This is a genomic window from Murinocardiopsis flavida, assembly GCF_003014485.1.
Classification (GTDB): domain Bacteria; phylum Actinomycetota; class Actinomycetes; order Streptosporangiales; family Streptosporangiaceae; genus Murinocardiopsis; species Murinocardiopsis flavida.
In genome coordinates, this window is record NZ_PYGA01000034.1 from 14,469 (window position 1) to 38,769 (window position 24,301).

Sequence of the window (24,301 nt, forward strand, 5' to 3'; positions counted from 1 at the left end):
TCGGATGCTACGACGCCCGGCCGCCGAACTCCACCCAGGTGTGCACAGGGCGTGTTCAGGCGTCTTCGCTGGGTCCCGAACGCAGCCGTTTGGCGCGGGACCGGTGCTTCTTGGCGGCGATCCTGCGCTCCTTGGCGCCCCGGCTCGGCCGGGTGGCCTTGCGCTTGGGACCGGGCGGCGCCGCCGCCCCGGCCACGAGAGCGCGCAGCCGCTCGCGCGCGAGTTCGCGGTTGCGCGCCTGGGAGCGGTGCTGCTGCACCGTGACCGTGAGGACGCCGCCGACCAGGCGGCCGGCGAGCCCCTCCAGCGCGCGGGCCCGCTGGTCGGCGCCGAGCATCGAGGTGGTGGAGAGGTCGAGCGACAGCGACACCCGGGTGTCGGACGTGTTGACGTGCTGGCCGCCGGGCCCGCTGGACCGGCTGAACCGCCACACGAGTTCGTCCTCGGGCAGCGCGAGCGGGGGCCGACCGCGGTCGGGCTGCGCCATGGTCCCCTCCTTGTCCACCTGACTACCGGGCCCCCACCGGTGGCGGGGCGGCCGCGGCTCAGTGCGCGGCGTCGTGCCAGGTGCGTCCCACACCCGCGGACACGGCCAGCGGCACCCGCAGATCATAGGCGTCCGCCATGTTCTGCGAAACCAGCGCGCGCACGGCGTCCAACTCGCCCTCGGCGACCTCCAGGACGAGTTCGTCGTGGACCTGGAGGAGCAGCCGCGACGCCAGTCCTTCGCGGGTCAGCGCCTCCTGTACCCGCAGCATGGCGACCTTGATGATGTCGGCGGCGGAGCCCTGGATGGGTGCGTTGAGCGCCATGCGCTCGGCCATCTCGCGGCGCTGCCGGTTGTCGCTGGTGAGGTCGGGGAGGTAGCGGCGGCGGCCCAGCATGGTCTCGGTGTAGCCCTCGCGCCGTGCGCGTTCGACGACCTCGTGGAGGTAGTCGCGGACCCCGCCGAACTGGGCGAAGTAGTCGTCCATGAGGCCGCGGGCCTCCTTGGGCGTGATGCCGAGCTGCTGGGAGAGGCCGTAGTCGCTCAGGCCGTAGGCGAGGCCGTAGTTCATGGCCTTGATGCGGGCCCGCTCCTCGGCGTCGACCTCGGCGGCCGGCGTGCCGAACACCCGCGCGGCGATCTCGGCGTGGAAGTCGTAGCCGCTGTTGAAGGCGTCGATGAGCGCGGCGTCCTCGGACAGGTGCGCCATGATGCGCAGCTCGATCTGGCTGTAGTCGGCGGTGAAGAGGACGTCGTAGCCGTCACCGACCATGAACGCGCGCCGGATGCGGCGGCCGGCGTCGGTGCGCACGGGGATGTTCTGGAGGTTGGGGTCGGTGGAGCTGAGCCGGCCGGTGGCGGCGATGGTCTGGTGGAAGGTGGTGTGGATGCGGCCGTCGTCGGCGATGGTCTTGATCAGGCCCTCGACGGTGGTGCGCAACCGGGTCTGGTCGCGGTGCCGCAGCAGGATGACCGGGAGTTCGTTCTCGGTGCGCTGCGCGAGCCACGCGAGGGCGTCGGCGTCGGTGGTGTAGCCGGTCTTGATCTTCTTGGTCTTGGGGAGGTCGAGCTCGGTGAACAGGATCTGCTGGAGCTGCTTGGGCGACCCCAGGTTGAACTCGTGGCCCACCGCCCGGTGCGCCTCGTCCACGGCCTGGCGCTGCGCCGCGGCGAACTCGCCTTCGAGGCCGTCGAGGTAGGCGCGGTCGGCGGCGATGCCGTTGGCCTCCATTGCGGCGAGGACCCGCGCGAGCGGCAGCTCGATCTCGTGCATGAGGCGGGTGGCGCCGCGCTTGTCGAGGTCGGCGTCGAGGACGTCGGCGAGGTCGTGGGTGGCCTTTGCGCGCACGGCGAGGTCGCCCTGTGCGGCGGTGTCGGAGTCGCCGCCGTCGAGGTCGAGTGCGAGCTGGTCGCCGCCGGACTCCTCGCGCAGCTCCTTGCCGAGGTACTGGCGGCAGAGGTCCACGAGGTCGATCTTGCGCTGGCCGGGCACCGCGAGGTAGGCGGCGATGGCGGTGTCGCTGGTGATGCCGTCGATGGTCCAGCCGCGCGCGGGGAACGCGAGCAGCGGGCCCTTGACGTCGTGCAGCGCCTTGGGCGCGGCGGGGTCGGCGAGGAAGGCCGCCAGTGCGGAGTCGTCGGCGGGGCCGAGCGCGGCGGGGTCGATGTAGACGGCTGCGCCCGAGCCGACCGCGATGGCGAGGCCGGTGACCTCGCCGGTGCCGCGGCCCCACGTGCATTCGACGGCGAGCCCGGCGCGCTCGCCGGTGACGACGTGCGCGGCGAGCCAGTCGGCCAGCGCGCCGGGGGCCGGCGTGGTCAGCTCGACACCGAACCCTTCGCCGGGGTCGGGCGCGTCGGCAGTGGCGTCGGAGTCGTCGCCGAGGACGGCGAAGAGGCGGTCGCGCAGGGAATTGGCGAACTCCAGGGAGTCGAACAGGGTGTTGATGGCGGGGCGGTCGGCCTCGGCCGGGACGAGGCCGTCGACGGTGACGCCGGTCTCGATGTCGGTGGCGAGCCGGTTGAGCCGCTGGTTGCGCAGGACGTCGTCGAGGTGGTCGCGGAAGCTCTGGCCGGCCTTGCCCGGCGCTTCGTCGGCGTGGGCGACGAGTTCGTCGAGCGAGCCGTACTTGGTGATCCACTTGGCAGCGGTCTTGGGCCCCACGCCGGGGACGCCGGGGAGGTTGTCGGCCTTCTCGCCGACCAGGGCGGCGAGGTCGCGGTAGCGCTCGGGCGTGACCCCGTACTTCGCCTCGACCGCCTCGGGGGTCATGCGGGTGAGGTCGGAGAGGCTCTTGCCGGGGTACAGCACCGTGCAGGACCCGGTGACGAGCTGGAAGGCGTCGCGGTCGCCGGAGGCGATGAGGACCTCCATGCCGGTCTCGCCCGCCCGCGCGGCGAGGGTGGCGATGACGTCGTCGGCCTCGAACCCGGTGACGGACACGCACGGGAACCCCATGAGACCCATGAGGTCCTGGATGAGCCCGACCTGGCTGGGGAGCTCCGGCGGGGTGTCGGAGCGGCCGGCCTTGTACTCGGCGTATTCGTCGTGCCGGAAGGTCGGACCGGAGAGGTCCCAGGTGACGGCGATGTGGGTGGGCTGTTCGTCGCGCAGTAGCTTGATCAGCATCGACGTGAAGCCGTACACGGCGTTGGTCGACTGCCCGGTGCTGGTGCCGAACTTCTCCACGGGCAGCGCGAAGAATGCGCGGAACGCCATGGAATGGCCGTCGAGCAGGAGCAGCCGCGGCCGGGGACCTCCCTCGCCGGTGCGTGGGGCGGGCTGTGGACCAGGGGTCTGCTGAGTGTTCGCCACACCATGAATCCTAGGATGCGGTGCGGACAGTTTCGCGTCCCTCGGCGCAGGTCGCCCCGATCACCGGCACCACACGGCCGGAAAGGGCGGCCAGAAGGGGCGGCCAGAAGGGGCGGCCGGGAACAGGCGGACAGCGGGCAGCCGACGCAGACCCACACGCAGTCGCAGACGCACACGCGGTCACGGACGCGGTTGCAGACGCAGGCACCGACCCACAGACCGATACACAGACACCGACAGACAGACACCGACAGACAGAGAGAAGGCCGGGCATGGCTTCGGACGACGTGGACCTCGCCAGGATCATGGGCAGCACCGACCCCGGCGGGGATCTGGGTTCCCGCTTGGGACTGGAGATCATCGAGGCGTCCGCGAAGCGGGTCGTCGGCCGGATGCCGGTCGAGGGCAACACGCAGCCCTACGGGCTGCTGCACGGCGGCGCGTCGTGCGTCCTCGCCGAGACGCTCGGGTCGGTCGGGTCCGCGATCCACGCGGGTGAGACGCGCATCGCGATGGGCATCGAGATCAACGCGACGCACCACCGCGGCGCGAGCAGCGGCCACATCACCGGGACCGCGACCCCCGTCCACCTCGGGCGGACCCTCGCCACCTGGGACATCGAGATCATCGATGACAACGGCAAGCGCGTGTGCACGTCGCGGCTGACCTGCATGCTGCGCGACCTCCCGGCCGGCTGAGCGGGACCCGCACCGCTCCCCCGCCCGTCCCGCGGGCACGCCCGCCACCGCACGAGGGCCCGCCGCTACGCAAGGGCTCGCGATTGCACACGGGCTCGTCAGTACACATCAGCGCACAAGGGCCCGCCAGTAGTACCAGGACCAGTAGCACCAGGAAAGGAAGGCCAGCAAGACGATGCCCGGCCTCGGCACACTCATCAACGTCGCGGCGATCGTCGCCGGGGCGGCGATCGGACTCGGCCTGGGCCAGTGGCTGCCCCAGCGCACCCGCGACGTCGTCACCAGCGGGCTCGGCCTGGTGACCCTGCTCCTCGCCGCGATGAGCGCCGCCGAGGTCCTCTCCCCCGACCTCGAAGCGGCTGTCGGCTCGTCGGCGCCCGCGCTGATCGTGCTGGGTTCGCTGCTCATCGGCGGCATCGCGGGGTCGCTCCTGCGGTTGGAGGACCGGTTGGCCGATCTCGGCGGGGCGCTGCGCCGCGGCCTCACGCGCGCCGCGCCCGTGCGGGCCGGTGCCGCGGCGGCACCGGCCCCCGGCGCCGCGGCCGCAGAGAACACAGCCGGCACCGGGGCCGCCGATGCGCGCACGGAGCGGTTCGTGGAGGGCTTCGTCACGTCGTCGCTGGTGTTCCTCGTCGGCCCGCTCGCCGTGCTCGGTGCGATCAGCGACGGGCTCGGCAACGGCATCGACCAGCTCGCCCTGAAGTCGGCGCTCGACGGCTTCGCGTCCATCGCGTTCGCCGCGGCCATGGGCGCCGGTGTCATGGCCTCGGCCGGGCCCGTGCTGCTCTACCAGGGCGCGTTCACCGTGCTCGGGGTCGTCCTCGGCGGCTACCTGCCCGATGCGCACATCGCCGCTCTCACGGCCACGGGCGGGCTGCTGCTCGCGGGGGTCGCGCTGCGGCTGCTGCGCATCGGCTCGGTTCCGGTCGCCGATCTGCTTCCGGCGCTGCTCGTCGCGCCGATTCTCACCGCGGCGGTCGCCGCGTTCTGACCGCAGAATGGTCACTCTGCGTGCGTGAATCCTCGCCGTGGGGCTCGATCGAACCGCCGCCGGTATCGGCCGCACGCTGCGAAATCGCCGACAGGCGGGCGCATCGGCGGCCGCAGTGGAGTCGGCCCCGGCAATGACTACGGGTGAATAACAGCATGAACCCGACTCGGCACCGACACCCCGCCTGATCTTCCGAAAACCGGACGACTCGGATTAAGCTCCGCTAACGCCCCCGGTTAAGGGAGTGTTCTGTGGGTGCTTTCGGATACCTGCTGCGCCGCGGCGCGGCCGCAGCCGGGGCCCGCGAGCGGCCCGGTGGACGCGAGTCCGGAATGCTCCGCAGCACACGACCAAATGGGCGCCAGTGGTAAACCACACGCCTAGTTGAAGACGGAGAGACCTGAATGCCTAGGACAAAGGCCCTCGGACTCGCTGCGGCGGCGACCGCCCTCACTCTCGGCCTCGCCGCGTGCGGCGGGGGCGGTGGAGAAGGCGGCGGCGATCAGGAACCGCTCCAGTTCGGATACATCTTCCCTGAGACCGGCGACCTGTCCCACCTCGGCCCGCCGCAGATCAGCGCCGCCAAGTACGCGCACAGCGAGATCAACAAGGCCGGCGGTGTGCTCGGCAAGGAGCTTCCCGGCGTCCTCACCGGCGACGAGGCCAACGACGCCGCGCAGGCGGTCGAGGCGGCCGACGGCCTCCTCGACAAGGACGTCGACGCCGTTCTCGGCGCCGCGGCCTCCGGCATGACCATGGCGATCATCGACAAGATCACCAAGGAGAAGGTCGTGCAGTGCTCCGGCTCCAACACGGCGCCGGACCTCACCGACTACGACGACGGCGGGTTCTACTTCCGCACGGCGCCCAGCGACCTCCTCCAGGGCCCGGTCCTCGCCGACACGGTCGCGGCCGACGGCCACCAGAGCGTCGCCATCGTGCACCGCGCCGACGACTACGGCGACGGCCTCGCCGAGGCGACCAAGACCGGCCTGGAAGACGCCGGCATCGAGGTCAAGGCCACCGAGAGCTACGACCCCAACTCGCCGAACTTCGGGTCGGTGGTCGACGCCGTCAAGGACGCCAAGGCCGAGGCCGTGGTCATGGTCTCCTTCGAGGAGGGCGTTCAGATCATCACGGGGCTCATCGAGGCCGGTGTGAAGACCGACACCATGTACGCGACCGACGGCCTGAGCGACGAGACCCTCGCCGGGAAGGTCGACAAGGACAAGCCGGAGACCCTGAAGGGCTTCAGCGGCACCGCTCCCGCGGTCGACAACAAGAAGTTCCAGGAGGACCTCACCGCCTACGACGACAAGCTGGAGGTCTTCCAGTACGCGCCGCAGGTCTACGACTGCGCCATCTCCATCGCGCTCGCGGCCGAGGCCGCCGAGAGCACCGACCCGGCAGTGTTCGTCAAGGAACTGCCGAAGGTCACGAAGGACGGCGAGGAGTGCACCGGCTTCGAGCAGTGCCGGGACCTCATCAAGGACGGTAAGGACGTCGACTACACCGGCGCCTCCGGTCCCATCGACTTCGACGAGAACGGCGACGTCGCCGCCGCGTCGATCGGCATCTACGAGTTCGGCGACAAGGGCAAGCTCGACTGGGTCGACTACGTGGAGACCAAGCCCGAGTCCTGATCGCACGCCCCGGCCGCCCGCGATGGGCGGCCGGTAGGCGGCAGAAGGCCCCCGGACCCTTGCGGGTCCGGGGGCCTTCTGCCTTGCGTCTGCGTTGCCGCGGCCGTGTGCGGGGCCGCCGGGGTCAGCCCGCCTGGGCGAGGGTGCCCAGGTAGCACTCGATCACGTTGGGGTCGTTCAGGAGCTCGGTGCCCGGCCCGGTGTAGGCGTTGCGGCCCTGGTCCAGGACGTAGCCGCGGTCGCAGATCTGGAGGCAGCGGCGGGCGTTCTGCTCCACCATGACGACGGAGACGCCGGCCGAGTTGATCTGCTTGACGCGCTCGAACACCTCGTCCTGGTAGATCGGCGACAGGCCCGCGGTGGGCTCGTCGAGGAGCAGCACCGACGGTTCCATCATCAGCGCGCGGCCCATGGCGACCATCTGGCGCTCGCCGCCCGACAGCGCCCCGGTCTTCTGCCTGCGCCGGTCGGCGAGCAGCGGGAACAGTTCGGCGACGACGGCGAATCGCGGCGCGAACGTCTTGGGGCGCAGGTACACGCCCATCTGGAGGTTCTCCTCGACCGTGAGCGAGGGGAACACGTTCTGGGTCTGCGGGACGTAGCCGACGCCGCGGGACACCAGTTCGTGCGCCGTGCGGTTGGCGATGCTGGCGCCGCGCAGCGTGATGGTGCCGTCCCGCACCGGGATGAGCCCGAAGATGGTCTTGATGAGGGTCGACTTGCCGGCGCCGTTGGGGCCGATGATGCCGACCACTTCGCCTTCGGAGAGGGTCAGTGTGCAGCCGTTGAGGATGTTGACCTCGGGGATGTAGCCCGATTTCACCTCGTGGGCGACCAGCAGGTGGTCGGCGGGGTCGCCGATTTCCGCGGCGGCGGCGTTCTGGAGCGCGGCTTCGCGCGCCTGCTGCTGCGCGACGGTCTCGCCCGCCGACTCCGGCACCAGGTCCGCCGGAACCGCGTACCCGGATCCGGCGGGCCCAGTACCCGCGTTCTCGGAACCGGTCTTCTCGGATTCGGAGTTCTCAGGGTTCGTGCTCAACGGTCCTCCCCGGTTGCCGCGGCGGGGTCGTCGTGGCTGGCGCCGAGGTAGGCGTCGATCACCTGGGTGTTTGACCGGATGTCGTCCGGGCACCCCTCGGCGATGATCTTGCCCTCGGCCAGCACGACGATCCAGTCGCTGATGCCCATGATCACGTCCATGTCGTGTTCGACGAACAGCACGGTCATGCCGTCGTCGCGCAGGGCGGTGATGTGCCCCAGCAGCGACTGCACGAGCGCGGGGTTCACGCCGGCCATGGGTTCGTCGAGCATCACCATGCCGGGCTGCACCATCAGCGCCCGCGCCATCTCCAGTAGCTTGCGCTGCCCGCCCGAGAGGCTGCCCGCCATCTCGTCGCGCTTGGTGTCGAGTTTGAACCGCTCCAGCAGTTCGATGGCGCGCTTGCGGTTGGCGGCCTCCTGGGTGGTCCACAGCCGCAGCAGGCCGCCCAGCATCTTCTCGCCGACCTGGCCCTGCGCCGCGAGGAGCATGTTGTCCATGACGGTCATGCGGGTCAGCGCCTTGGTGAGCTGGAAGGTGCGCACCATGCCGCGGCGGGCGACCTGGTGGCCGGCCAGCCCTTGCAGGCTCCGGCCCTCGTAGGTCCATTGCCCGCTGTCGACCCGGTCGAAGCCGGTCAGCAGGTTGAACAGGGTGGACTTGCCGGCGCCGTTGGGGCCGATCAGCGCCGTGATCGTGCCCCGCTGCACCTCAAGGTGGTCGACGTCGACGGCGGTGAGGCCGCCGAAGGACCGGCGGATGCCGTCGGCGCGGAGGATGGGGTCGGGCTTCGCGACGCCGGGGACGGGTTCGATGCCCGCCGAGCGGTCGGGGACCGGCCGGTCCGGCGCCGCGGCGTCGGTCGGGTCACTTGACATTGACCAGCATCTCCTTACGGTCGCCGACGATGCCCTGCGGCCGGTAGATGATCAGCAGGACGAGTACCAGCCCGACGATCGCGTGCCGCATGGCGCCGACCTCGGGGCCGCCGAAGAACGGCAGCATGTCGATGCTGTCGAGGCCGCGCAGGATCTCGTCGAAGAGGGTGAGCAGGAACCACATGGCCATGGACCCGATGATGGGGCCCAGGGTGCGGCCGGCGCCGCCCAGCAGCAGCATGGCCCACAGGTAGAAGGTCACCTGCGGCATGAACTGGTCGGGCGTGACGGTCTGCTGGTTGAGGCCGATGAGCGCGCCCGCGAGCGCGCCGAACACGCCGCCGAGCACCAGGCTCTGCATCTTGTAGAGGAAGACGTTCTTGCCGAGGCTGCGCACGGCCTCCTCGTCTTCGCGGATGCCCTTGATGACGCGGCCCCACGGGCTGTGCATCAGCAGCCACATGACGAGGGTGGCGAGGCCGACCAGGCCCCAGGCCCACACCATGACCCAGAGGTCGCTGGCGCGGAAGCTGACGATGCCGAGGTCGAGGCCGTCGGTGAAGGGGTTGGCGTCGTCGAAGCCGTCGGCGAAGCCCTGCCGGCCGTAGACGCCGCCGGTGAGGTCGCGGGCCACGGGCGCGCGGTAGATGAGCCGCACGACCTCGGCCACGCCGATGGTGCAGATGGCGAGGTAGTCGGCGCGCAGGCGCAGTGTGGGGATGCCCAGCAGCAGCGCCAGCACGATGGCGCAGGCGATCGACGCGAGGAAGCCCGCCCAGATGGGCAGGCCGAAGGTGAGCACGCTGACGGCCACGCCGTAGGCGCCGACCAGCATGAAGCCGACCTGGCCGAAGTTCAGCAGCCCGGTGTAGCCGAAGTGCATGTTCAGGCCGATCGCCGCGAGTGCGTAGATCGCGGCGATCGGTCCGATCGCCGACCCGAGGGCAGCGGAGAAGATACTCAGAAAGTCCATCGACGGTCCCCTATCCGACCCGCTCGCGGCGGCCCATGATGCCCTGCGGCCGCACCAGCAGCACGATGATCATGATCGCGAGCGCGAACGCGACCATCAGTTGCGCCGGGAACCAGAGCGTGGACAGGGTGGCGACCAGCCCGATCACCACGCCGCCGGCCATTGCGCCGTACGCCGTGCCGAGGCCGCCGAGGATGACGCCGGCGAACATCAGCAGCAGCAGGTGGAAGCCCATCTGCCAGTGGACGCTCTCGTAGAGGCCGTAGAAGACCCCGCCCAGTGCGGCGAGCGCGCCGCCCATGCCCCACACGTAGAGGGTGACCCGGTCGACGTCGATCCCCGAGGACTCGGAGAGGTCGCGGTTGTCGGCGACGGCGCGCATGGCCTTGCCGATGCGGGTGAACTGCAACATCAGTCCGACGGCGACGAGGACGGCGATGGCGAGGAGCGCGATCGAGAGGTTGCGCGGGCTGATGCTCACGGGGCCGAGCGTCAGCAGCTCCTGGATGCGGAAGTCGGCGTACTTGTTGCGCTGCGCCCCGAAGGAGATCAGCAGCACGTGCCGCAGCAGCAGGGACGCGCCGATGGAGACGATGAACATCTGGATCAGCGCGACGTTGCGTTTGCGCAGCGGGCGCCAGACGAACCGTTCCAGCCCCAGGCCGAGCAGGCCGCCGAGGATGACGGCGAGGAGGGCGGCGGGGACGAGCGACATCGCGCCGAACGTGGCGCTGGTGCTGAACATCAGCGCCATCATGGCGCCGAAGGTCACCATGTCGCCGTGGGCGAAGTTGATCATCTTGGTCGTGCCGAAGATCAGTGACAGGCCGATCGAGGAGACCGCGATGATCAGCCCGAACACGATGCCGGCGATGGTCGCCTGGACGACTTGGGAGCTGAACGGGGTGCTGGAGTCGATGCCGCCGGCGGCGTCGCCTTCGTCGTCGGGCGACGCCTCGTCGTCCTTCGACTCGCTGGGGGACGCCTCGGATTCCTGTTCGCCCGGTGGGGCGAGCCGGAACACGACGGTCCGCTGCTGGCCCTCGCGCACCTTCACCTCGAGTTCGTGGCCTGGTGGATCGTCCACCACGAACTCCTTGGGGACGGACTTCTGGTCCAGTACAACGCGGTAGTCGCCGGGTTCGGGCAACTCCACGTCCCATTTTCCTGCGGGGTCGGTGGTCGCCTTGCCGATCTCTTCGTCGCCCTTGAAGACCGTGATGTCGATTCCTTCGACTTCTTCGGGCTGACGGATCTGGCCGTTGACGTTCACACCGCCCTGGTCGTCTGCCACCGCTGGGGCCGTGGACGCCAGGATGGCGGCGACCACGGCGAGCAGCACAGTGACGAGGCGTCTGCGCACGCGCGCTCCTAGCGCATTCGGGGTGGAGCTCCGGGCTGTGGGCCCGGCGCCGGGGGATCACACGGGTAGTGGCGCGAGTTTAGCCCGGTTTAGGCGAGTTCTTCAGCATTGCTAAAGCCACGTGATGCAAACGTCATGACTTCGTGCGCATCCGTGACCCGGCGTGGGCGCGCGGGCGGGGTCCGATCGGGCGGCGGGGTCGCGATACACGTCACGGGCGGTGTAGCGACGGCTGCACCGCCCGTGACGGGGCGTGGCTGGGAGTGCGGGACGCCGGGGATCGCGCACATCCGGGCGCCCGAATGCTTCCGCTTGTGTGTACTTGTGCGGGCGGGAAGGCGCTGCTCCCCCGCGTTCGGCGGGCGGTGCGGTGGTGTGGGGGTGCGGTACGCCCTCTCTTCTCCCCTGTCTCGGAGCAGCCCTGTCTCGGAGCCGCCCGCTATCCCTCGGACTTCTGCTCGGAAAGCGTCTCGATGACGGTCTCGGCGACCTTGCGCATGGTGAGGCGGCGGTCCATGGAGTTCTTCTGGATCCACCGGAACGCCTCGGGTTCGCTGAGCCCGTGCCGGCTCTGCAACAGGCCCTTGGCGCGCTCGACGAGCTTGCGGGTCTCGAGCCGCTCCTGGAGGCCGGACACCTCGGCCTCCAGCGCCGACAGTTCGGCGTAGCGGCTCACGGCCATCTCGACGGCCGGCACGAGGTCCTTCTTGGTGAACGGCTTGACCAGGTAGGCCATCGCCCCCGCGTCGCGTGCGCGCTCGACCAGCTCGCGCTGGGAGAACGCGGTGAGAATGACGACGGGGGCGATGCGCTCCCCCGCGATGCGCTCGGCCGCCGATATGCCGTCGAGTACCGGCATCTTGATGTCGAGGATGACGAGATCGGGTTTCAGCTCGGTCGCGAGGGCGATGGCGGTCTCGCCGTCGCCCGCCTCGCCGATGACGGCGTAGCCGTCCTCCTCAAGCATCTCCTTGAGGTCCAGGCGGATCAGGGCCTCGTCTTCCGCGATGACCACGCGGCTCTGCGTCTCAGTCACGTACACGAGCGTACCGAGATCCGCTAGCATGGTCTGCACCGGCGGCCGGTCCGGCATACAGTCGTGACCTCGGCAGCCCGGTCGACAATTGAATTCCGCGACGCCGATGCGCTTTTCCCGGATTCCGCAGCGATGCGAATTCGGCCCCGATATCCCAATCGGCAGAGGAAAATGACTCAAACTCATTCAAGTGTGGGTTCGAATCCCACTCGGGGCACCTTTTCGCGGGTTCAGTCGGCATCGGTCGCACAGTAGGCACCGGTCACAGCCGGTACCGGTGACACAGTCGGTACCGGTGATACGTCCGGCGCCGGTCGCACCCGCGTTCCCCGCCGCTGCGGCCGCCGCCGCCCGCGGCCCGGCCGTCGCAGCCGTCATAGAGGGTCACATCGCGGCTACAACCTGGGCACAACCCGTCGGTCGCGCCCCATTCTCCGGCGGCGGTCGGTGATCCTGGATGCAGAGTCTGGTGGATCCCCGTGCAGGGCGGCCGTGTCCGCAGCCGCCGCGCCGGGGGTGTGAAGGGAGCGGCTGGTGTTCACCGCGGTGGCCGGTGTCCTCGGCGGCGTGGCCGTCGCCGCCTGGGTGGTCATCTCCTGGGCCTCGAAGCGGCGCCAGCCTTGGCTCATGGCGCCACTCCCCCTCCTCACCGTGCTCCTGCTGGTCCTGGGGCTCCCCGGCTGGGCGCTGCTGCCCATCGCCGCCCTGGTGGCTGGGTCGTTCGCCGAGCTGGTCGTCGGCGCGCGCGAGGCGCCCACGCTTCGCACCAAGTACCCCGACGCCCCGTTGAGCACCGAACGGTGGGCCGCCGCCGTCGCGGCCCCGTTCCGGGTGGCGCTGGCGGAGCCGTGGGACGTCGTGGCCCGCCCGCAGCTGCGGCGGCGCTACCGCAAGGTCTTCGAGTTCGAGTGGGGCATCGTCGACCGCACGTCGCTGCTGGCGACGGTCGACCGCCTGTGGTCGGAGCTGCACGAGGGCCACACCGCCGACATGATCGTCGACCTCACCGCCGGCACGGCCCTGTGCGCCGACCCGTCGGGGGTGCGCCCCGACCGCACAATCAGCCTCACTCCGGCGCAGGTCCAGCGGCTGCGCGAGGTCACCGGCGCCGACGAGGCCGCCGAGACCGTCGTCATCGGCGCGTTCGAGTGGTGGAAGTCGGCGCACGTCATCCGGCTCGCGCTGGGCGGGGCGAGCCTCGACTGGCTCAGCCCGGTCGACACCCAGGGCCTGCTGCGGCGGGTGGCGGTCGACCTCCAGCGGCGCTACGCGAGCTGGCAGCAGCTCGCCGAGGCGTTCCACGGCGGGTACCTGCTGTGGAACGGCACCGGCCCCGAGGACGCCGGGTCCGACCGGGTGTGGACCGCGCTCGGCCTGCTCACCGCCGACCCGGAGAGCCCGTGGAAGCTGCTGCCGTGGGACATGCCGCTGGAGCGCACGGTCCCGCAGGAGGGCCACCCCGTCCAGACCCAGACGCAGTAGGCCGCCCGCGGCGACCGGGCAGGGTGCGGACCGGGTGCGCACTGAGAGCGGACTGAGTGTGCACTGGATGCGGACTGAATGCGCACAGTGCGAGGGACGAGGCGCGGTCGGAAGCGCGGCCAGAAGTGCGGGCAGAAGCCCGGCCAGAAAGTGCGGTTCAGAGCACGGAAGAGGCCCCGCACCGTGCCGGTGCGGGGCCTGTCCCTATACCGTCCGCCGCTCCCCGGGCCGGGGAGCGGGTCGGCGGTTCACTTCCCGTGCGCGATGGCGTCGCCGAGGCGGTGGACGCGCAGCGAGTTGGTGGATCCGGCCGTGCCGGGCGGGCTGCCCGCCACGACGACGACCTTGTCGCCCTTCTGGTAGCGGCCCATCTCCAGCAGGTCGCTCTCGACCTGGCGCACCATCTCGTCGGTGTGGGACACCCACGGGACGCAGTGGGTCTCGGCGCCCCAGGTGAGCGACAGCTGGTTGCGGGTGCTGTCGACGGTGGTGAACGCGATGAGCGGGATGGGCGACCGGTAGCGGGCGAGCCGGCGCGCGGTCTCGCCGCTCTGGGTGAACGCCACCAGCGCACGCGCGCCCACCGTGGCGCCGACCTCGGCCGCGGCGCGCGCGATGGCGCCGCCGGTGGTCTCGGGCACCCGGTTGAGGACGTGCGAGGCGCGGAGGGACTCCTCCTCGGCCGCGGCGACGATGCGGCTCATGGTCTCGACGGTCTCGACGGGGAACTCGCCGACGCTGGTCTCGCCGGACAGCATGACGGCGTCGGCGCCGTCGAGGACGGCGTTGGCGACGTCGGACGCCTCGGCGCGGGTGGGCCGGGGCGAGCTGATCATTGATTCCAGCATCTGCGTGGCGACGATGACCGGCTTCGCCTTGTTGCGGCACCGCTCGATGGCGCGCTTCTGCACCATCGGGACGTTCTCCAGGGGGAGTTCGACGCCGAGGTCGCCGCGGGCGACCATGACACCGTCGAACACCTCGATGATGTCCTGGAGCCGCTCGACGGCCTGCGGCTTCTCGATCTTGGCGATGAGGGGCAGCCGCACGCCGATCTCGTCCATGATGCGGTGCACCTCCTCCGCGTCAGAGGGGCTGCGCACGAAGGACAGCGCGACCATGTCGACGCCCTGGCGCAGCGCCCAGCGGAGGTCCTCCTCGTCCTTCTCGGTGAGGGCCGGCACGCTGACCGACACCCCCGGCAGGTTGAGGCCCTTGTTGTTGGACACCTTCCCGCCGATGATGCAGCGCGTGTGGACGTCGGTGCTCGTGGTCTTGACGCATTCGAGCACCACCCGGCCGTCGTCGATGAGGACGCGGTCGCCGGGCCGGACGTCGCCGGGCAGCCCCTTGTAGGTGGTGGACACCCGGTGCCGGTCGCCCTGGATGTCGTCGACGGTGATGGTGAACTCGTCACCGGGGTGGAGTTCGTGCGGACCGTCGGCGAAGCGGCCGAGCCGGATCTTGGGGCCCTGGAGGTCGGCGAGGATGCCGACGCTGCGCCCGCTCTCCGCCGATGCGGTGCGGACGTTGTCGTAGCTGGCGCGGTGGTCCTCGTACGAACCGTGGCTGAGGTTGAGTCGCGCCACGTCGAGTCCGGCGGCCACGAGCGCGCGGATGGACTCCAGGCTCGATGTTGCCGGACCGAGGGTCGCGACGATTTTTGCTCGTCGTGTCACAGTGACCACTTTAGAGCGTCCTCACAGTGCACTGGTCTAAACCAAGTAGCCGATGGGCGTCATTGAGCTGGCGAATTGGCGAACGCAGTGACCGCCGCCGCATCGAACTGGGGCAAATCGTTGGGGTTGCGGCTGGTGACGAGGGTGTTGGGACCCTTGTCGTCGACGCAGACCGCCTCGTCCACCCAGGTGCCGCCCGCGTTGACGATGTCGGTGCGCAGGCTCGGGTAGGAGGTCAGCGTGCGGTTCGCCACCACACCGGCCTCGATCAGGGTCCACGGCGCGTGGCAGATGGCGGCGACGGGCAGCCCGGCGTCGAAGAACGCGCGGACGAACGCCACGGCGCCGGCCTGGGTGCGCAGGTAGTCGGGGTTGGCGACCCCGCCGGGCAGGACCAGGGCGCCGAAGTCGGCCGCCGCGGCCTGGTCGACCGTCGTGTCGACGGTGAAGGTGTCGGCCCGGTCGAGGTGGTCGAACCCTTGGACGGTGCCGCTGCCGGTGGAGACCAGCCGGGGCGTCGCCCCGCGGGCCTCGAGGTACTCCCAGGGGTCGGTGAGCTCGATCTGCTCGACGCCTTCGGGTGCGGTGAGGAAGGCGATGGTCATGCCGGAGAGTGTGCGTTCGAAGGCCATGGCGTGCTGGGTCCCCCTTTGGTCGTGCGTGTCGCCGTGCGCGGTCCGGCCGCCTATGGGACGGCCCAGCGCTCCCCCTGCCCGGGAGTGGGCGGTGTTACGCACGGGGATCCGCCCGCCGCCGTCCCCGGGCGGGCCGGGCGGATTCGGCCCGGCGGATTCGGCCGGATTGATCCGGCCCGGCGTCTCAGGCCGTGCGCGGGTAGATCGCCGTGCCCTCGGTGAGGCAGCCGAACGCGCGCAGGGTGACGAGCCGCTGGACGGTGACGAGGCCGCGCCAGTCGCTGTCGGCGGTGGCGCACCAGGACTCGCCCGGGTGCCCCCACCCGCCGTCGGATTCCTGGCGGGCCTGGAGGGCGTCGAGGTCGCGGTCGATCTCGGCGCTGCTGAACAGTGCGCCGGCGGTGCCGTCGGGGCTGGTCACGATGTCGAGGGGCGTGTGCGCCCTGCCCTCGGTGTCGGGGGTGAGCTGGGTGACGGCGCGGATCATGGGCCGCAGCCGCGCCAGTTCGGCGGCGGCGCGCTCGCGGTCGGCGGCGTGGGCGAGGAAGGTGCAGACGGCGAACGCCTCGACGGGGTCGGTCCAGTGCAGGGAGCCGATGCGCTTCCAGCAGAACGCGGTGGCGCGGTCGCGCCACGGGTGGCAGACGTGGTGCTTGTGCAGCAGCCCCGCGATGGCGGCCGTGGGGGCGAGCCGGGCGCCGAAGTCGGTGCGTTCGCGCCACCACGGCGCGGCGTCGCTGACGCGGACGCTGCGGGTCACCGGGGGCACCCCGCCGTCGTCGAGGGTGACGCCGGTGAGGTAGCGGCAGGCGTCGAGTGCGATGGGCCGGGGGATGGGGCCGAGTTCGTCCAGGATGCGCAGGGCGGCTTCGACGGCGACCGGCTGGCTGCGGTGCCCGCGCAGGTCGGGGTCCAACGCGTTGCCGTAGCCGCCGTCGGGGTTGCGGTAGGCGTCGAGGACCTGGCGGATCGGTTCGGCCGGGCCGCCGAGGAAGTGGTAGGCGTAGCGGTGCCGGTCGAGCAGGCGCGCGTTGCGCATGATGAAGTGTTCGGCCGTGGTCAGGGTTCCCAGTTCCATCATGGTCATGTTCTCGAAAGTACGCCGGTCAGCGGCCCGCGAAAAGCCCCGGACAAGTCGGGACGAATCGCGGCGCACCGGGATCGGCCCTGGGCACCGGGCCGAAAGCGCCGCGGGAACGCACCGCATACCGGTGAATACTCACGGTTTTTTAACGGGCGCGGCGACCGGGGCCGCGCCGCCGCGGTGCGCAGCGCGCCACGCCGTGCCGGCCCACGACACGGCGACGACGGCGCCGATCACGATCCGCGATGTCAGCAGGTGCTCGCGGGGGTAGATGACCCCCGTGAGGTAGTGGTCGATGAACCCGTTCGGCATGGGTGCGCCGCCGTTGCTGACCCTGGCCCATTCCTCGATCTCCGTCAGCAGGCACGGCCAGTCGATCAGCACGATGCCGAGCCCGTACGCCGCGATGATCAGGTGCGGCCAGAACGCCTTGGGCCATTTCCAGCCGAGGAACCCGCCGAACATCACGTAGGCGAGGAAGCCGAAGTGGAGAAGCATGGCGGTGTCGCCGATGATCTGGTAGCCCATACTTCGACGCTAGATGTCCGCGCGCGCGTAGACCATCCGTATCGGTGCTCTATTCGGACTGAGTATCCGCACCGGCCACTCCCCCGTCACCTGCCCGCCGCCCGGCCTACACCGCGCCCGGGTCGAGCCGGGCGCGCGCCGCGGCGACGGCGCGGTCGTAGTCGGCGGCGAACACGGCGGGGTTCTGCCGCTCGGTCTGGGCGAGCAGCGACCACAGCACCGTGCGTTCGGCGCGGGTGGGGGCCAGCTCCTCGAAGTCGGCGCGCGCGTCGAGTGCGTGCAGCCAGTGGTCGAGCACGATGAGCTCGTCGACGGTGAGTTCGACGGTGTGGGACGCCGCGCCGCCGGGCGCGCTGCTCTGTGCCATGGCCGCAACGATACGGCCGCAGAGCCGGTGGGCGGGGAGTGATTCCTCTCCGGAAACGCGGGTGCGGGTGCCGCGCCGGCCCGCGGGCCGGCGCGGCACCCGGCGGCTACACCAGTGGGCGCTCGGTCGGCGGGATCGCCACCGGCAGGTCGGTCCGCTCGGTGAGGTGGCGGTCCACCGCGGCGGCGGCGCTGCGGCCTTCGGCGATGGCCCACACGATCAGCGACTGGCCGCGGCCCATGTCGCCGGCGCAGAACACGCCGTCGACGGTGGTGGCGTAGTCGTTGTCGCGGACGACGTTGCCGCGCCCGTCGAGGTCGACGCCGAGGTCGGTGAGCAGGCCCTCCTTCTGCGGGCCGACGAAGCCCATGGCGAGGGTGACCAGTTCGGCCGGGATCTCCCGTTCGGTGCCGGCCACGGGTTCGAAGCCGTTGGCGGTGCGCCGGACGTCGACCAGCCGGAGGGCGGTGACCCTGCCGTCGTCGCCGCCGACGAACTCCAGGGTGTTCACCGAGTAGAGGCGCTTGCCGCCCTCCTCGTGGGCGCTGGTCACCTTGTACACCATGGGGTAGGTCGGCCATGGCTGGCCTTCGGGCCGCTCCACCGGCGGCTTGGGCATGATCTCCAACTGGGTGACCGATGCGGCGCCCTGGCGGTGCGCTGTGCCCACGCAGTCGGCTCCGGTGTCGCCGCCGCCGATGACGACGACGTGCTTGCCTTCGGCGCTGATGGCGGGGCTCTCGGTGTCGCCCTCCTGCACCCGGTTGGACAGCGGCAGGTACTCCATGGCCTGGTGGATGCCGTCGAGTTCGCGCCCCTTGGCGGGGAGGTCGCGCCACGCGGTGGCGCCGCCCGCGAGGACCACGGCGTCGTGCCCGGCGCGCAGGTCGTCGACGGTGATGTCGGCGCCGACGTTCACCCCGGTGCGGAAGTCGGTGCCCTCGGCCCGCATCTGGGCGATGCGGCGCTCGATGTGCCGCTTCTCCATCTTGAACTCGGGGATGCCGTAGCGGAGCAGCCCGCCGATGCGGTCGTCCCGCTCGTAGACGGTGACGTCGTGCCCGGCGCGGGTGAGCTGCTGGGCGGCAGCCAGCCCGGCGGGCCCGGACCCGACCACGGCGACGCTGCGCCCGGTGCGCGCGGCGGGCGGCATGGGCCGCACCCAGCCCTCCTCCCACGCGCGGTCGATGATGGAGACCTCGACGTTCTTGATGGTCACCGCAGGCTGGTTGATGCCGAGGACGCACGCCGACTCGCAGGGCGCCGGGCACAGCCGCCCGGTGAACTCCGGGAAGTTGTTGGTGGCGTGCAGGCGTTCGATCGCCTCGCCCCAGTCGTGCCGGTAGACGAGGTCGTTCCACTCGGGGATGAGGTTGCCGAGCGGGCAGCCGTTGTGGCAGAACGGGATTCCGCAGTCCATGCAGCGCGACGCCTGCTTGGCGACGGTGGCGCGGTCGAAGTCGGCGTAGACCTCGCGCCAGTCCTGGATGCGGACGTCCACCGGGCGGTGCCGCGGCGTCTCGCGCTCGGTGATCTTCAGAAAACCCTTCGGGTCAGCCATAGGGATGTCCCTCCTTTCCGATGCCGGCTCTGCGGCTAGGACTGGGCGGCGGCCATGATGGCCTGGTCGATGTCGCGGCCGTCGCGTTCGGCTTCGGCGCGCGCGTTCAGCACCCGCTTGTAGTCGCGCGGCATGACCTTGGTGAACCGCCCGAGTGCCAGGCCGGGGTCTGCCATGAGGCGGGCGGCGACGGCGGAGCCGGTGTGGGCGTGGTGCCGGGCGAGGACGTCGGTGAGGAACGCGCTGTCGTCCTCGTCGAGCGGGTCGAGGTCGACCATCTCGGTGTTGACGCGGCCTTCGTCGAGGTCGAGGACGTAGGCGACGCCGCCCGACATCCCGGCCGCGAAGTTGCGCCCGGTGCGGCCGAGGATCACGGCGCGCCCGCCGGTCATGTACTCGCAGCCGTGGTCGCCGACGCCTTCGACGACGGCCAGGGCGCCGGAGTTGCGCACGCAGAACCGCTCGCCGACGACGCCGCGCAGGAACACCTCGCCGGAGGTGGCGCCGTAGGCGATGACGTTGCCGGCGATGATCTGCTCTTCGGCGGCGAAGGGCGCGTTCTCGGGCGGCCGGACGCTGATGCGCCCGCCGGACAGGCCCTTGCCGACGTAGTCGTTGGCGTCGCCGACGAGGCGCAGGGTGACGCCCTTGGGGACGAACGCCCCGAAGGACTGCCCGGCGGACCCGGTGAAGGTGATGTCGATGGTGTCGTGGGGCAGGCCGTCGGCGCCGTGGCGCCGGGTGACCTCGTGGCCGAGCATGGTGCCCACGGTGCGGTTGACGTTGCGCACGGGCAGGTCCAGTGTCAGGGGCTCGCCGAACTCCAGCGCGCCTTCGGAGAGCTGGATCAGGGTGTTGTCGAGCGCCTTCTCCAGGCCGTGGTCCTGGGCCCGCACCCGGTGGCGGTGGTCGCTGCCCCAGGGCTGCTCGGCGTGCAGGATGGGGCCGAGGTCCAGCCCTTGCGCCTTCCAGTGGTCGCGCGCGCCCGCGGTGTCGAGGAGTTCGACGGCGCCGATGGCGTCGTCGAGGCTGCGGAAGCCGAGTGCAGCGAGGTACTCCCTGACCTCCTCGGCGATGAACTCGAAGAAGTTCACGACGTGCTCGGCCTGGCCGGCGTAGCGGGCGCGCAGCTCCGGGTTCTGGGTGGCGACGCCCACGGGGCAGGTGTCGAGGTGGCAGACGCGCATCATGACGCAGCCCGACACCACGAGCGGTGCGGTGGCGAAGCCGAACTCCTCGGCGCCGAGGAGCGCGGCGACGATGACGTCGCGCCCGGTCTTGAGCTGGCCGTCGGCCTGCACGACGATGCGGTCGCGCAGCCCGTTCTTCAGCAGGGTCTGCTGGGTTTCGGCGAGGCCGAGCTCCCACGGCGTGCCGGCGTGCTTGAGGGAGGTGAGCGGGGACGCGCCGGTGCCGCCGTCGTGGCCGGAGATGAGCACCACGTCGGCGTGCGCCTTGGACACGCCCGCCGCGACGGTGCCGACACCGGCCTCGGAGACGAGTTTGACGTGGACGCGCGCGCCCGGGTTGGCGTTCTTCAGGTCGTGGATGAGCTGGGCGAGGTCCTCGATGGAGTAGATGTCGTGGTGCGGCGGCGGGGAGATGAGCCCGACACCGGGCGTGGAGTGCCGGGTGTCGCCGATCCACGGGTACACCTTGTGGCCGGGGAGCTGCCCGCCCTCGCCGGGCTTGGCGCCCTGCGCCATCTTGATCTGGATGTCGTCGGCGTTGCTGAGGTAGTGCGAGGTCACCCCGAACCGGCCGGAGGCCACCTGCTTGATGGCGCTGCGCCGCAGGTCGCCGTTTGCGTCGGGGGTGAACCGCCCGGCGTCCTCGCCGCCTTCGCCGGTGTTGGACTTGCCGCCGAGCCGGTTCATGGCGATGGCGAGGGTCTCGTGCGCCTCGGCGGAGATGGAGCCGTAGGACATGGCGCCGGTGGAGAACCGGGTGACGATGGAGGCGACCGGTTCGACCTCGTCGATGGGGACGGGTTCGCGGACGCCCTCCTTGAGCTTCAGCAGCCCGCGCAGCGTCATGAGGTGCCGCGCCTGGTCGTCGATGCCGTTCGTGTACTCCTTGAAGATCTCGTAGCTGCGGGTCTTCGTGGAGTGCTGGAGTTTGAACACGGTCTCGGGGTTGAACAGGTGGGGTTCGCCCTCGCGCCGCCACTGGTACTCGCCGCCGACGGCGAGGCGCCGGTGGTCGGCGGGGTTGGCGGCGTAGGACACCCCGTGGCGCATGCCGACCTCGTCGGCGATGACGTCGAAGCCGATGCCGCCCAGGCGCGAGGTGGTCCCGGTGAAGCAGCGGTCGACGACGTCGGCGCCGAGGCCGAGCGCCTCGAAGATCTGCGCGCCCATGTATGAGCCGACCGTGGACACGCCCATCTTCGACATGATCTTCAGGACGCCCTTGCCGAACGCCTTGACGGTGTTGGCGACGGCGGTCTCGGCGTCGACGTCGCTGATGACGGCCCGGGTGACGAGGTCGCGCACGGTGGCCAGGGCCAGGTAGGGGTTGACCGCCGAGGCGCCGTAGCCGACGAGCAGCGCCACGTGGTGGCATTCGCGGACGTCGCCGGCCTGCACGACCAGGCCCACCTCGGTGCGGGTCTTCTCCCGCACCAGGTGGTGGTGGACGGCGCCGGTGAGCAGCAGCGACGGGATGGGGGCGCGGTCGGGTCCGGCGCCGCGGTCGCTGAGCACGATGATGTGCGCGCCGCCGGCGATGGCGGCCGACACCTCGTCGCAGATCTCCGCGAGCCGCTGCGACAGCGCCGCGCCGCCGCCGCCGACCGGGTAGGTGCCGTTGGCGACGTGGGTGCGGAACGCCGGGTCGCCGTCCGGTCCGCCCGCGGCGACGACGGCGGCGAGGCCGGCGTCGTCGAGGACGGGTGTCGGCAGGACGATGCGGCGGCAGTCCTCGGGGTCGGGCGAGAGGACGTTCTCCTCGGCGCCCAGCGCCGTGCGCAGGCTGGTGACGAGCTCCTCGCGGATCGCGTCCAGTGGCGGGTTGGTGACCTGGGCGAACCCTTGGGAGAAGTAGTCGAACAGCAGCCGGGAGCGGGTGGACAGGGCCGCGACGGGGGTGTCGGTGCCCATGGAGCCGATCGGTTCGGCGCCGGTGCGGGCCATGGGGGTGAGGATGATCCGCAGCTCCTCTTCGGTGTAGCCGAAGACCTGCTGGGCGCGGACGAGCTCGGTGACCGGGGCGGCCTCGGCGGGGGCGAGGTCGGCGAGCGGCACGACGCCGCGCTCCAGCCATTCGGCGTAGGGGTGCTCGGCGGCGAGCCCCGCCTTGATCTCCTCGTCCTCGATGATGCGGCCCTGCTCGGTGTCGACGACGAAGATGCGGCCCGGTTGCAGGCGGCCCTTGCGCACGACGGTGGCCGGGTCGAAGTCGAGGACGCCGGCCTCGCTGGCGAGGACGACGAAGCCGTCCTCCGTCACCCAGTAGCGGCCGGGGCGCAGGCCGTTGCGGTCGAGTACGGCGCCGACGAGGGTGCCGTCGGTGAACGTGACCGACGCGGGCCCGTCCCAGGGCTCCATGAGCATCGAGTGGAACTCGTAGAAGGCGCGCACCGCCGGGTCCATCTCGGTGTGGTTCTCCCAGGGTTCCGGGATCATCATCAGCACCGAGTGGGGCAGCGAGCGCCCGGCCAGGTGCAGCAGTTCCAGTGCGTCGTCGAAGGACGCGGTGTCGGAGTCGTCGGGGTCGATGATGGGGAACAGCCGCGCCATGTCGCCGGTGAACAGGTCGCTGCTCATCGTGGCCTCGCGGGCCCGCATCATGTTGCGGTTGCCCTTGACGGTGTTGATCTCGCCGTTGTGCGCGATGTAGCGGAACGGGTGGGCGAGCGGCCACGACGGGAAGGTGTTGGTGGAGAACCGGGAGTGGACCAGCGCGAGGCCGGTGGTGTAGCGGCGGTCGGACAGGTCGGGGAAGAACGGTTCGAGCTGGGGGGTGGTGAGCATCCCCTTGTAGGTGATGGTGCGGGGCGACAGGCTGGGGAAGTAGACGCCGACCTCGTGCTCGACGCGCTTGCGCACGCAGTAGGTGCGGCGCTCCAGCGCGATGCCGGTGAGGTGGCCGCCGGTGCTGTCAGTGCCGCCGGTGTCATCAGTGCCGTCGGCGCGCGCGGCGAGGAACAGCTGGCCGAAGAACGGCATGACCTCGCGGGCGGCCGGGCCGCAGTAGCGGGGCTCGAAGGGGAGGTCGCGCCAGCCGAGCAGGGTGAGGCCCTCGTCGGCGACGATCGCCTCGACGGCGGCCATGGCGGCGGTGCGTTCGGCGGCGTCCGTGGGGAGGAAGCCGATTCCGGCGGCGTAGGCGCCGGGTTCGGGCAGGGCGAAGCCGCAGACCTCGCGGTAGAGCGCGTCGGGGAGCTGGGTGAGGATCCCCGCGCCGTCGCCGTCGTCGGGGTCGGCGCCGGAGGCGCCCCGGTGGTCGAGGTTGCGCAGCACGGTGAGCGCCTTTTCGACGGTCTCGTGGCTGCGGCGGCCGGAGAGGTCGGCTACGAGTCCGACACCGCAGGCGTCGTGCTCGAAGGAGCTGTTGTACAGGCCCTCAGGAGTGGACTGGGCGTTCGTTCGGACCGACGAACGCTGCACCTGGCCAGCGGGCATCTACCCTCCTGTCGTCTTTCGTCTGGCTTTCGCGAAAAAGCGCATTCGGGACGACATTGGCCCTGCTGCGGTGCTGCCCGTGACCACCGGGCGGTGCGGGCACCGTATGCGCCGACGGCTTCGCCGTGTGCGCGCACATCCTCGTGAATACGGTGTTTGCCCAGGTTACCGCGGTGGATCGCGGGTCGGTTACCACTGTAGCGGTCGTTCTCCCCGACGTGCGTCGGAGGTCTAGACCAACCGCCGCCACAGTGCGGCGAAGGGATTCCTACCCTGCCGGGTGCCAGGATACGACGGAACCACTGCGTGAACATGACGGGGGTTACCCTCACGTTTCAGGCATGCTTCCCCGCCACTACCGCCTGCAAACGCCGTGATTATTCGCAAAACCGGCGAAATCACGGCGAAACCGGCACG

At 70.8% G+C, this 24,301-nt stretch carries 18 protein-coding genes and 1 tRNA gene; 5 read left to right on the forward strand and 14 right to left on the reverse strand.

Features of this window, described 5'->3' with window-relative positions:
* Nucleotides 1–55 precede the first annotated feature (55 nt).
* A complete protein-coding gene (gene arfB / locus CLV63_RS30370) occupies nucleotides 56–487 on the reverse strand; it encodes an alternative ribosome rescue aminoacyl-tRNA hydrolase ArfB (RefSeq protein WP_106586687.1) in 432 nt (143 codons plus the stop codon).
* Between the two features lie 58 nt (nucleotides 488–545).
* On the reverse strand, nucleotides 546–3,302 hold the full coding sequence (gene polA, locus CLV63_RS30375) for a DNA polymerase I (RefSeq protein WP_394339821.1): 2,757 nt from the start codon (nucleotides 3,300–3,302) through the stop codon (nucleotides 546–548).
* Nucleotides 3,303–3,574: 272 nt separating this feature from the next.
* Between polA and CLV63_RS30380 the strand changes: the two genes are divergently transcribed.
* The 3 genes from CLV63_RS30380 (at nucleotide 3,575) to CLV63_RS30390 (ending at nucleotide 6,634) form a co-directional block, all read left to right on the forward strand.
* Nucleotides 3,575–4,000 (forward strand): PaaI family thioesterase, encoded by a 426-nt coding sequence (locus tag CLV63_RS30380; RefSeq protein WP_106586689.1) that lies wholly within the window; start codon nucleotides 3,575–3,577, stop codon nucleotides 3,998–4,000.
* Between the two features lie 175 nt (nucleotides 4,001–4,175).
* Nucleotides 4,176–4,991 carry a DUF554 domain-containing protein gene (locus CLV63_RS30385; protein WP_106586690.1) on the forward strand — a complete coding sequence of 272 codons (816 nt, stop codon included), beginning with the start codon at nucleotides 4,176–4,178 and terminating at the stop codon, nucleotides 4,989–4,991.
* Nucleotides 4,992–5,395: 404 nt separating this feature from the next.
* Complete coding sequence (locus CLV63_RS30390; protein WP_106586691.1) at nucleotides 5,396–6,634, forward strand: ABC transporter substrate-binding protein; 1,239 nt, start codon at nucleotides 5,396–5,398, stop codon at nucleotides 6,632–6,634.
* Between the two features lie 124 nt (nucleotides 6,635–6,758).
* Here the strand turns inward: CLV63_RS30390 and CLV63_RS30395 are convergent, their stop codons facing one another.
* From CLV63_RS30395 to CLV63_RS30415, 5 genes are all read right to left on the reverse strand, one after another.
* Nucleotides 6,759–7,577, reverse strand: a complete 819-nt coding sequence (locus tag CLV63_RS30395) for an ABC transporter ATP-binding protein (protein ID WP_106586725.1) — start codon at nucleotides 7,575–7,577, stop codon at nucleotides 6,759–6,761.
* A 92-nt stretch (nucleotides 7,578–7,669) separates the two neighbouring features.
* Entirely contained in the window at nucleotides 7,670–8,551 is an 882-nt protein-coding gene (locus CLV63_RS30400) for an ABC transporter ATP-binding protein (RefSeq protein ID WP_106586692.1), read from the reverse strand.
* Complete coding sequence (locus tag CLV63_RS30405; protein WP_106586693.1) at nucleotides 8,541–9,524, reverse strand: branched-chain amino acid ABC transporter permease; 984 nt, start codon at nucleotides 9,522–9,524, stop codon at nucleotides 8,541–8,543. Before CLV63_RS30405 ends, CLV63_RS30400 begins: the two co-directional genes overlap by 11 nt.
* A 10-nt stretch (nucleotides 9,525–9,534) precedes the next feature.
* A complete protein-coding gene (locus CLV63_RS30410) occupies nucleotides 9,535–10,887 on the reverse strand; it encodes a branched-chain amino acid ABC transporter permease (protein WP_211301554.1) in 1,353 nt (450 codons plus the stop codon).
* Nucleotides 10,888–11,326: 439 nt separating this feature from the next.
* On the reverse strand, nucleotides 11,327–11,902 hold the full coding sequence (locus CLV63_RS30415; protein ID WP_106586726.1) for an ANTAR domain-containing response regulator: 576 nt from the start codon (nucleotides 11,900–11,902) through the stop codon (nucleotides 11,327–11,329).
* 164 nt (nucleotides 11,903–12,066) lie between these two features.
* Between CLV63_RS30415 and CLV63_RS30420 the strand changes: the two genes are divergently transcribed.
* Both CLV63_RS30420 and CLV63_RS30425 read left to right on the forward strand, forming a co-directional pair.
* A tRNA-Leu gene (locus CLV63_RS30420) sits at nucleotides 12,067–12,140 on the forward strand.
* A 317-nt stretch (nucleotides 12,141–12,457) separates the two neighbouring features.
* The gene (locus tag CLV63_RS30425) at nucleotides 12,458–13,405 is read left to right on the forward strand and encodes a DUF1266 domain-containing protein (RefSeq protein WP_106586695.1); all 948 of its coding nucleotides are present in this window, start codon (nucleotides 12,458–12,460) and stop codon (nucleotides 13,403–13,405) included.
* A gap of 248 nt (nucleotides 13,406–13,653) precedes the next feature.
* On the opposite strand, the gene pyk is transcribed toward CLV63_RS30425, so the two are convergent.
* The 7 genes from pyk to gltB all read right to left on the reverse strand — a co-directional run bounded on the left by pyk (nucleotide 13,654) and on the right by gltB (nucleotide 23,884).
* On the reverse strand, nucleotides 13,654–15,084 hold the full coding sequence (gene pyk / locus CLV63_RS30430) for a pyruvate kinase (RefSeq protein ID WP_106586727.1): 1,431 nt from the start codon (nucleotides 15,082–15,084) through the stop codon (nucleotides 13,654–13,656).
* A gap of 59 nt (nucleotides 15,085–15,143) precedes the next feature.
* Nucleotides 15,144–15,689 carry a type 1 glutamine amidotransferase domain-containing protein gene (locus CLV63_RS30435; protein ID WP_245929207.1) on the reverse strand — a complete coding sequence of 182 codons (546 nt, stop codon included), beginning with the start codon at nucleotides 15,687–15,689 and terminating at the stop codon, nucleotides 15,144–15,146.
* Between the two features lie 214 nt (nucleotides 15,690–15,903).
* On the reverse strand, nucleotides 15,904–16,806 hold the full coding sequence (locus CLV63_RS30440) for a prenyltransferase (protein ID WP_106586697.1): 903 nt from the start codon (nucleotides 16,804–16,806) through the stop codon (nucleotides 15,904–15,906).
* Nucleotides 16,807–16,938: 132 nt separating this feature from the next.
* Nucleotides 16,939–17,331 carry a DUF2784 domain-containing protein gene (locus CLV63_RS30445; protein WP_106586698.1) on the reverse strand — a complete coding sequence of 131 codons (393 nt, stop codon included), beginning with the start codon at nucleotides 17,329–17,331 and terminating at the stop codon, nucleotides 16,939–16,941.
* A gap of 106 nt (nucleotides 17,332–17,437) precedes the next feature.
* Entirely contained in the window at nucleotides 17,438–17,698 is a 261-nt protein-coding gene (locus CLV63_RS30450) for a hypothetical protein (protein WP_106586699.1), read from the reverse strand.
* Nucleotides 17,699–17,804: 106 nt separating this feature from the next.
* Nucleotides 17,805–19,259 carry a glutamate synthase subunit beta gene (locus tag CLV63_RS30455; RefSeq protein WP_106586700.1) on the reverse strand — a complete coding sequence of 485 codons (1,455 nt, stop codon included), beginning with the start codon at nucleotides 19,257–19,259 and terminating at the stop codon, nucleotides 17,805–17,807.
* Between the two features lie 35 nt (nucleotides 19,260–19,294).
* Entirely contained in the window at nucleotides 19,295–23,884 is a 4,590-nt protein-coding gene (gltB, locus tag CLV63_RS30460; RefSeq protein ID WP_106586701.1) for a glutamate synthase large subunit, read from the reverse strand.
* Nucleotides 23,885–24,301 lie beyond the last annotated feature (417 nt).